At 57.2% G+C, this 8,085-nt stretch carries 8 protein-coding genes, 1 tRNA gene and 1 pseudogene; 9 read left to right on the top strand and 1 reads right to left on the bottom strand.

Translation table 11 applies throughout. The features are described from left to right. The 6 genes and pseudogenes from AB5405_RS09205 to AB5405_RS09180 form a co-directional block, all read left to right on the top strand. Window positions 1–283 (top strand): annotated as a pseudogene (locus tag AB5405_RS09205) (hypothetical protein); the annotation flags it as partial. Next, window positions 273–932: an ATP-binding protein gene (locus tag AB5405_RS09200; RefSeq protein WP_368138270.1), complete on the top strand. Its 660-nt coding sequence runs from the start codon at window positions 273–275 to the stop codon at window positions 930–932. The pseudogene AB5405_RS09205 and the gene AB5405_RS09200, both read left to right, overlap by 11 nt. Beyond that, complete coding sequence (locus AB5405_RS09195; protein WP_368138269.1) at window positions 899–1,018, top strand: ATP-binding protein; 120 nt, start codon at window positions 899–901, stop codon at window positions 1,016–1,018. The genes AB5405_RS09200 and AB5405_RS09195 overlap by 34 nt, the downstream gene beginning before the upstream one ends. A 224-nt stretch (window positions 1,019–1,242) precedes the next feature. Continuing rightward, window positions 1,243–1,419 (top strand): hypothetical protein, encoded by a 177-nt coding sequence (locus AB5405_RS09190; RefSeq protein ID WP_368138268.1) that lies wholly within the window; start codon window positions 1,243–1,245, stop codon window positions 1,417–1,419. A gap of 255 nt (window positions 1,420–1,674) precedes the next feature. Beyond that, on the top strand, window positions 1,675–2,790 hold the full coding sequence (locus AB5405_RS09185; protein ID WP_346968825.1) for an AAA family ATPase: 1,116 nt from the start codon (window positions 1,675–1,677) through the stop codon (window positions 2,788–2,790). Next, on the top strand, window positions 2,783–3,580 hold the full coding sequence (locus AB5405_RS09180) for a hypothetical protein (protein ID WP_161154730.1): 798 nt from the start codon (window positions 2,783–2,785) through the stop codon (window positions 3,578–3,580). Before AB5405_RS09185 ends, AB5405_RS09180 begins: the two co-directional genes overlap by 8 nt. Before the next feature lie 131 nt (window positions 3,581–3,711). Here the strand turns inward: AB5405_RS09180 and AB5405_RS09175 are convergent, their stop codons facing one another. Then, on the bottom strand, window positions 3,712–5,037 hold the full coding sequence (locus AB5405_RS09175) for an RNA-binding domain-containing protein (RefSeq protein ID WP_368138267.1): 1,326 nt from the start codon (window positions 5,035–5,037) through the stop codon (window positions 3,712–3,714). Between the two features lie 260 nt (window positions 5,038–5,297). Between AB5405_RS09175 and AB5405_RS09170 the strand changes: the two genes are divergently transcribed. From AB5405_RS09170 to AB5405_RS09160, 3 genes are all read left to right on the top strand, one after another. Beyond that, window positions 5,298–6,086, top strand: coding sequence for a DUF3825 domain-containing protein (locus tag AB5405_RS09170; RefSeq protein ID WP_368138266.1), 789 nt, complete (start codon window positions 5,298–5,300; stop codon window positions 6,084–6,086). 138 nt (window positions 6,087–6,224) lie between these two features. After that, a tRNA-Val gene (locus tag AB5405_RS09165) sits at window positions 6,225–6,299 on the top strand. Window positions 6,300–6,690: 391 nt separating this feature from the next. Further along, window positions 6,691–7,848 (top strand): putative endonuclease domain-containing protein, encoded by a 1,158-nt coding sequence (locus tag AB5405_RS09160; protein WP_368138265.1) that lies wholly within the window; start codon window positions 6,691–6,693, stop codon window positions 7,846–7,848. Window positions 7,849–8,085: the final 237 nt, after the last annotated feature.

Raw genomic sequence — 8,085 nt, 5'->3', positions numbered from 1 at the left:
GCCTGGGGTCCCTCATATACGGCCCTCCCGTCTCCTGCGCCCCTCCCGGAACTGTCCACATCAGTGTAGCCAATCCAGGTCGATCGGCCGGGCGAGCGAGTCCTCGGGCTTCGAGGCGGCATGCGAGGCGGCGCTCAGGGTCGTCGAGGGCGGCCGCGTCCCCGACGACGCCACGGTCGACGTGCTGGCGAGGCGCATCGCGGGAGGCGGCGTCGGGGCCGGCGGGGCCGACCTGTCGGTCTACGACGGGTTCCTGAAGGGGGCGGTCGCCGATGGCCGCTAGCGAGGGGCTGGCCCGCAGGGTCGTGGAGGCCGGGCGGTCGTGCTCGCTCACCACCGCCGTCCTGGAGGAGTGGTCGAGGCTCGGCACCCCGAAACAGGTGGAGTACCTGGCGGGCTACCTCGAGGCGGAGAGGTCCAGCCGCGAGGCCTCGAAGCGCGCGACGCTGCCCAGGCGCTGCGCGCTGCCGGCGCCCAAGACCTTCGACGGCTACGACTGGTCGGCCGTGTCGTGGCCGGAGGACATGGGGCGCGAGTCGCTGCTCGCGCTCGACTTCGTCGAGCGCAGGGAGGACCTCGTGCTCATGGGCGACGTCGGCACCGGCAAGACGCACATGGCGTCGGCCCTCTGCGCGCTGGCGTGCGAGAGGAGGCTCGAGGCGCGCTTCTTCACGGCGTCCTCGCTCGCGATGCGCCTGAGGCGCGCCCGCGACGACGGGAGGCTCGACCGGGAGGCCGCGCTCATCGGCAAGGCCCGCCTGCTCGTCATCGACGAGCTCGGGTTTCTCCCGCTCGACGCGGACGGGGCGAGGCTGCTCTTCCAGATCTTCGCCGACGCATACGAGAGGCAGTCGGTGGTAATCACCACGAACCTGGAGTTCAGCAGGTGGGGGGGTCGGTGTTCGGGGACGACCAGATGGCCGCCGCCGTGATCGACCGCATCGTCCACCACGGGAGGCTCGTCCAGTTCCGCGGCGAGTCTTACCGCGTCCGCCATGCCCTCATGCAGGAGGGCTAGCCGCTCAAAAAGCGTGCGCGATTCCGATGCTGCGACTGCTCAATTTCCGATGCTCTTTTTGCTCAAATCCTCTTGACGAAACACACGAGGCGCCCGGTGGCACGGGCGAGCCGGCCGGCGGTGCCGGTCCTGCCACTGGGCAGCCCGGTGCCGGGCCCGCGACGGATCCCGCGCTGAAGCCGGCGAGCACGACGCCCAGGATAACCACGACAACCAAAGCGACAGTGACCAAGGCCACGGCGTCCAAGCCATCCAAGGCCAAGGCTGCCAGCGCCGCCGCCACGCTCCCCAAGACCACCGACGTCAACTGGATCGCAGTCTCCTTAGCGCTATTCCTGCTGGGAGCAGCGCTCCTGGGTTCCGCACGCCGCTCAACTTGCGCCTACACGCTGCCGGGCTGAGTGGATTTCAACCTTCTTCGGATGATCCGCATCTCTATCGTTCGTCGCTCTGGAAAACCTCGCCCCGCATATCTCGTAGGTTGTCTCATGTAGTTGCCAGCACTACGGAATCGGTTGGACAGGTCCGGTGCGCATCGCGTACTTCCGTAGTTTTTCTTCGGAATATCCGTATTAAAAATACGGGTAAATTGACCGATTTGCTCAGCTGCTTTACCCTGTGTCTCAAATAACCTCAGAAAGCAGAGGAACTGTACCATGCTCAAGAAGTTTTCGGTTTCAAATTTCAAGTGCTTCGATAAGCGAATTACATTTGATCTATCCGATCCCGCCAACTACTCATTTAATCAACAGGTGATTCAGGGCGGCGTTAAGGCAAAGGGCATCATATATGGTGCGAATGGCAGCGGAAAGTCCAATTTCGCCCTCGCGATATTCGACATCGTTCTGCATCTGACCGACAAGGAAAAGCTGCTCAAAAAATACTTGCCATATCGGTGCCTTGATTCAAAGAGTTCAATCACAGAGTTTCAATACGATTTTGTCTTCGACAATATCGACGTCGTATACCGCTACGGGAAAACCGACCCACAGACGCTTGTGTACGAGAGCCTGTGCATTGATGACGTGGAGGTCTTGAGCTACAGGTTCGACGCTCAAACGGGCCATGTTGACCTGCCGGGCGCCGAGTCCCTCTCGCTTTCTACCGATCTCCCCGCTGAGTCCGACAGGCTGTCGCGTGTCAAATACGTCAAGAGCAATGCAATACTGCGAGATGAGCCGTCTGCCAGGGCGTTTAGAGCCTTCACCTCCTTTGTCGACAACATGCTGATGTTCTACTCGCTCGACGAGCGCGGGTACCAGGGGCTTTCGGTTGGCACGGATAGCTTTACCCAGGGCATTATTCGCGAGGGGAAGATGGAGGACTTCCAAGAATTCTTGCGCCAGCAGGGAATCTCCCTGAACCTCGTATCCGTGGACGTGAATGGAGTTCCCGAGCTTTATTGCAGGTTCGAGGGCGGTACCGTTCCGTTTGCGTCGGTTGCCTCGACAGGCACCATGTCACTTGCTCTGTACTACTACTGGTATATCAAGATGAGCAAGGCTTCCTTGGTCTTCATCGATGAATTCGATGCTTTTTATCACTTTGAATTGTCCCGGTCGATCGTGGAGATGCTGCGGGACCTCGAGGGTGTCCAGGTTTTCATTACGACGCACAACACGGACCTTTTGACGAACGACCTCATGCGGCCCGATGTCTATTTCATTCTCAAGGAGGGGGAGATTCGCTCGCTGGAGAAACTAACGCCCAAGGAGCTCAGATTGGCCCATAACCTCCAGAAGATGTTTAAGGCCGGTGCTTTCGATGGCTAGTCCGGTCACGCTTTTCATCGTTGAAGGGGAGTCGCGTGACCTGCGCTTTGCGGAGAAGATGAAAGAGCTTTTTCTGAAAGGGAGAGATGACCTGAGGGTGATCTGTCTGCCAGCGGCGCAGAACATCTACATGCTCTACGAACGGCTTGCAGAGGAGGACTTCGATCTGGATGTTGTGGAGGTGCTAAGAGAAACGGTGCCTTCCGCTGCAAAATGTCTAGAGGGCGTGGAGCGGGATTCTGTTGACGAGGTCTTTCTCTTCTTTGACTACGACTCCCATCAAAACAATGCGCCTGGATGCGAGTCCGATGCCCTTGTGGAGGCAATGCTCCTCGCATTCGATAACGAGCACGAGAGCGGAAAGCTCTATATAAGCTACCCGATGGTCGAGGCGCTGTACGATTATCGCGCGGGGCAGTGCCAGGCGCATTCAGGCTGTTTTGTTGACAACTCGGAAATCGCTCAATATAAAAAGATGTCGGGAGAGGGAAACGTTAACGTGGGGAAGCACATGGAGCTTCCCCAATGGAAAGATGCAATCGCTGCCTTCGTATTGAGATGCAAGTGCCTGCTCGATCTCGATGAGGTTTCATTTGGGACATATCGAGAGCTGGTTACGGTCGATGCGATTTTCCGCGAGGAGAAAAGAATGCGGAGCGAGGACGGTTCGGTGTTTGTGCTGTCGGCTTTTCCAGAGTTTCTACTCGACTACTTTGACGATAAGTTCTTTAATTCCATGGCCCCGATGCGCCACCTTAAGTTCGATGATTGCCCTCGAGAAAAAGGATGAGGCGCAATTAATCTCGCGGGCACAGGTTCTCCTGCCTAAATCGTGAACTCGGCATAAGAGCCCCAACTCGCCCGTTAGCCAATTGCTCTTGACCAGAAGGCAAAGTGGACAATTGCCTCAGAGACACATCATTACGCCAATTCGTATCGCAAGGTGCGGCCTCCGCCGTGTCTTGCGATTTGCCCCTTATCCACCATCTCTTTCAATATGCGGCCGGCCGTGGACTGGCCGATCCCGAGCAACGTCTGCGCTTCCTTTCGGGTGATTGAGGGGTGCTCTGCCAAGAACCGCAGGATCTCGTCCTCTCGGGAATAGGAAGCAGCGGGCGCCTCCTTGCTGTTTGCCGTGGGCGTTTCCGCTGCCGTTGCTGCGAAGTTCGTGTTGGGCAGGACGATTTTGAATGCGTTGTTCGTGGCCATGATTTGCGGCTGAGAGGCCGCACCCGCGTAGGCCCCCATGATCTTCCTCATCCCCGTGCCGTATGCCTCGATGAGCTGCAGGCGGTAGAAGACGTTGGCGAGATGCGGGTTCCGGCAGGCGGAGACGCCCATCATCAAATCCTCCAGCTCAAAGCCGGGCAGAAGGCCACCGACTGACACGAACTCGATCCTGTCGTCGTAGACGCTGATCAGCGTGCTGGTGCGGAAGGAGTAGTCCCTGTGCACGATCGAGTTCAGCAAGGCCTCGCGCACGGCGACCTCCGGGTAGTCCCGGATGTCGACGCGCAGCAGCTTTTGGTAAGTGGCATGGGTCTGGTTGTGGAAGTCGATGTAGTCGTAGACCTCGTCGAGCTGCTGCATGAGGGACCCGGAGAACTCCCGGCGATCATTGAACACACTCGGGTCCGTCCCCTCGAAAACGGCCGCTTTTACGGTATGCGGGCACTGGTCGGACAGGAGCAGGCCGAGGTTTGTGTAGAGACCGTCCGATGAGGTTATATTCAGGGCCTGCATCTGCGGCGCGCCGAAGGGGATCTTTCGTGTCTCGAATTCCCCTTTCGTCGACTCGAAGGTGAGCGCTTGGTCGAGGGAGCGCATGTCCTCAAAGCTGTCGCCGTCAGTCTCTTTGATCATCTGCCGGATGGCAGCATCGGTCGCCGGGACGGAGGAGTACCCCTGCCGCACGTAGACACCCTCGGGGCGCAGGCCCTTCTTCGCTAGGTAGTAGGGGCGGTTCGTGCCGCGCTGGACCTTGACGGCCACGACCGCCTTCCCGTCGCAGTCGAGCGTTTTATAGCTGACAAACATGGTGACGTCTGGCTTCACGGCGTCTCGCACCATGTTGGAGACCTGCAGGGCGCACGCATCCGCGTCCTTGACGCCCGGCACGGCGCCGTCGTCGGCGACGCCAACGTAGACCGTGCCGCCGCCGCAGTTCGCAAATGCGACGATCTCCTTCTTGATGCCGTTCTGCGCAATGGCCTTCAGCTCGATTGTCTCTGTTTCCTGGAATTTCATGCTGTCCGCCTTCCGATTCTATTCTGCCCATATTCTAACCATTTTGCTAACCATGGTGGTTAGCAAAATGGTTAGAATTATGCTTCCCAAAGCAGAGGCGCACCGCCCTTTTCAAGCAATGAAACAGCAGGTAGAAACTTTGTCGATTTGAGGAGCTCGCGCATAAGCTTAGGCTCAATTGTGCTGTGCTCCTCAAGGAGACGCCGCCCGTATAGAATCAAACCATCCGCACGCCAGCTATCAATTGGATTGGACGCCACATGGAGATCCCCAGCACCCTGTGCAGCAATGTCTACGACTTTGCGTTTTGCCCCGAGCCCAGCTACGACCGCCTGGTAGACCTCGCCGATCCCGAGGACTGGGGCCCCAGCAACCGCATCCTCAAAAACTACCTGTCGTTCTCGTTTAGCCGCGCAGTATTTTTGACCGAGCGCGACGTGGACCAGACCGCGCCGTCCAACCTGCCGCTGGTGTTCGACGACGACCGATGCCTGTTCAACACCGGCCTGTACACGCGCCGCTACGAGACCATCTACGGCCTGTTTGAGCCCAACACCAAGCCCGACGCGCGCCAGCGCTGGTTTTTGAAGGGCTTCTTTAAGGAAAGCGACCCCATGCTGGTCTCGTTTGAGTACCTGCCGTGCCGTGTCCGCTTTGCCGAGGACCCCTCCGAGCTGGTCTTTGACTACCGCTTGCCAATCCGCTCCAACATCGACCACATTCTGGGCGACGAGGAAAACCTTACGCGCATTCCCGCCAGCCTGATGGGGGAGGGCAACTCGCTGCTGCTGCGCCGTGCCTTTGAGGGAGCCGTCGTCGAGGCCGCCCGCCGCGCCGCAGCCAACTACACGCTCGCGGTGCCGCAGTTCTACGGCGGCCGGATCCAGCTGCTCTTGCCGCTGTGCCTTACCGGAGACAAGCCCGAGCTAGCGCTGACCATCCAGCGCGAGGACGGCTTCTACGCCGCGCGCACCTGCCTCACACTCGATATGGCCTACAACAACGCGCGACTTATTTGCCGCCCCGAGACCTCGTGGATTAAACGATAAAGGGTGGTTAAGCTGCGGGTTTGTTGACTGACCGGGTTGAAACGGTGTGACTTGCTCCCACGAATTTAAAATCGGGGGCAAAAAGTTCTTGGTAAACCACGTGCGGCTATGTTAGTATCTCTTTTGCCGAAAGGCGACGGGCGATTGGCTCAGGGGTAGAGCATATCCTTCACACGGATGGGGTCACAAGTTCGAATCTTGTATCGCCCACCATCTAAAGTACAGGTCAGAGGTGTTAAGTCTCTGGCCTTTTTCTTTTGACACCAAGGGTGACACCAAAACTGACATCAAAATCAAATCGTAGTCGTCTAAGGCGTCGTTTTTTCGCAACTTTTTTGCTGACGTCATTGAACGTTTTGCATAAAACACATGCGTATTTTCATTGAATTCCCCATGTGATTCATGCGCAAATGTGAAGACAGGGACCACACGCCCAGAGCTCCTTCCAGCGGATTTCTATCACACGAGGGATTTTCGGCAGAACTCGTCAAGCTATTGGTCAGCGTTTGGTTAGCTTCCGGTACTCACCCGCATGATGACCCAGTAGATAATCGACCTTGCCCGAAATCCGCACGGCCCGCAGCCGAAACCAGGGGAGGCGCAAATGGACGAAATCGTCTGCGCAAACACCGCATTCCGCTACTGGCGCTGCCCGCCGCAGGTGCGCGATCTCTACCCGCGCCTGCCCAACTCCGAAGACGGCTGGCGAGCCCTATCCCAAGCCCCTTTCGTAACCGACGTCCTCAAGACCCCGATTATCGCTGTTGCTTCGCCAGGTTGTTGTAATCACCACTCGGGATTGCGCTCCACTATTCGCTGGGAAGGGGCATCGGATGCCGGCACAACAATCGACACTCATTTAGGCTTTAGTGTCACCAATCCGCTTAACACGTTATTTACTATGACACGCTTTATGTCCCAGATGGATCTTGTGCTGGCTATGTACGAACTTTGCGGTTGGTTTTCTGTTTTCGAGCCGACTCCCGCAGCCGAAATGCAATTACAAATGGCGGCAAAAGAGATTCAGCAGTCCAGTACGCAAGATCTATTCGAACTTGATGAAGGTGAAGACGAGGCTCCTTGGAAACGCGTTTATGCCCGTGTAACCGTAAGGGCCTCGGAAAACGAAGGGCAGACGAACATTCATGAGGATAGTAGAAAGGTTACGAAGCTTAAAGGAACTTCTCTCTGGATGAGAAAGCCGCTCATCGAACTGAGCGACCTGCATCGATTCGCCGCCAAGGCCAAAAGTCAAATGTGGGGAAAGCAGTTTTATGATGCCGCTCAACAGGTTATCGGCATTGCTGCTTCTCCACTCGAGGTCGCGGGGGTCCTTCTTCTAAGTCGTTCCCGACGTCTAGGTGGCTCAGGATTCAGATACGTGTACCTCAACGATTTAACCCCTCTATCCGAGGCGGCCCAAAGCATCGCAGGTCAAAAGGTTTGCTACGGCGACATTGTGATTGTAAACCCAATCCTAATGAAGGCAGTAATTATCGAAATCCAAGGTGAAGTTATCCATGGATCAGGCGCGGTACTTGACCACGATGCGGAGCGCATGACTGCGCTCCAGAGCATGGGTTTCGACGTGTTCCTGGTAACCCACGATATGCTTAACGACAAAAAGCAGCTAGACACCATAGTCAAAAGCGTCTGCAGTCGCTTGGGGATTCGATATAAAGCCAAATCCGAAGCAATGAAGTGCGCCGAGACGCGACTGCGCGCAAATGTTTTGTGCAACTGGTTGGAAATCGGAAATTAGTCGGCGACAAGGCTACAGAACGGCCCAGTTTGCCTGCTATTGAATCAGTATCATTCCAAAACTATGTCGGATTACGGGACTGGACCCGGACAGGCCATCCATCCCCGGCGTTTCGCGGAATGTTCGAGTCGTCTACCTGCGGTTTTGATTTTACCGATTACGGCATGCTCGGGGGTTCCCGGCCTGGCCCCGTAAACCGGCATGGTTTTGGAATCGTCGGGTGTGCGGGGGCGCGGT

Source organism: Collinsella aerofaciens, from assembly GCF_040920445.1.
Lineage (GTDB): Bacteria > Actinomycetota > Coriobacteriia > Coriobacteriales > Coriobacteriaceae > Collinsella > Collinsella aerofaciens_BH.
This window is presented reverse-complemented; position numbering and strand designations above follow the sequence as displayed.

Bases quoted from the DNA above. Each gene is read 5' to 3' on its own strand.
- AB5405_RS09170 (WP_368138266.1), top strand. From the start codon at position 5,298: ATGGAGATCCCCAGCACCCTGTGCAGCAATGTCTACGACTTTGCGTTT.
- AB5405_RS09200 (WP_368138270.1), top strand. From the start codon at position 273: ATGGCCGCTAGCGAGGGGCTGGCCCGCAGGGTCGTGGAGGCCGGGCGG.
- AB5405_RS09160 (WP_368138265.1), top strand. From the start codon at position 6,691: ATGGACGAAATCGTCTGCGCAAACACCGCATTCCGCTACTGGCGCTGC.
- AB5405_RS09185 (WP_346968825.1), top strand. From the start codon at position 1,675: ATGCTCAAGAAGTTTTCGGTTTCAAATTTCAAGTGCTTCGATAAGCGA.
- AB5405_RS09180 (WP_161154730.1), top strand. From the start codon at position 2,783: ATGGCTAGTCCGGTCACGCTTTTCATCGTTGAAGGGGAGTCGCGTGAC.
- AB5405_RS09175 (WP_368138267.1), bottom strand. From the start codon at position 5,037: ATGAAATTCCAGGAAACAGAGACAATCGAGCTGAAGGCCATTGCGCAG.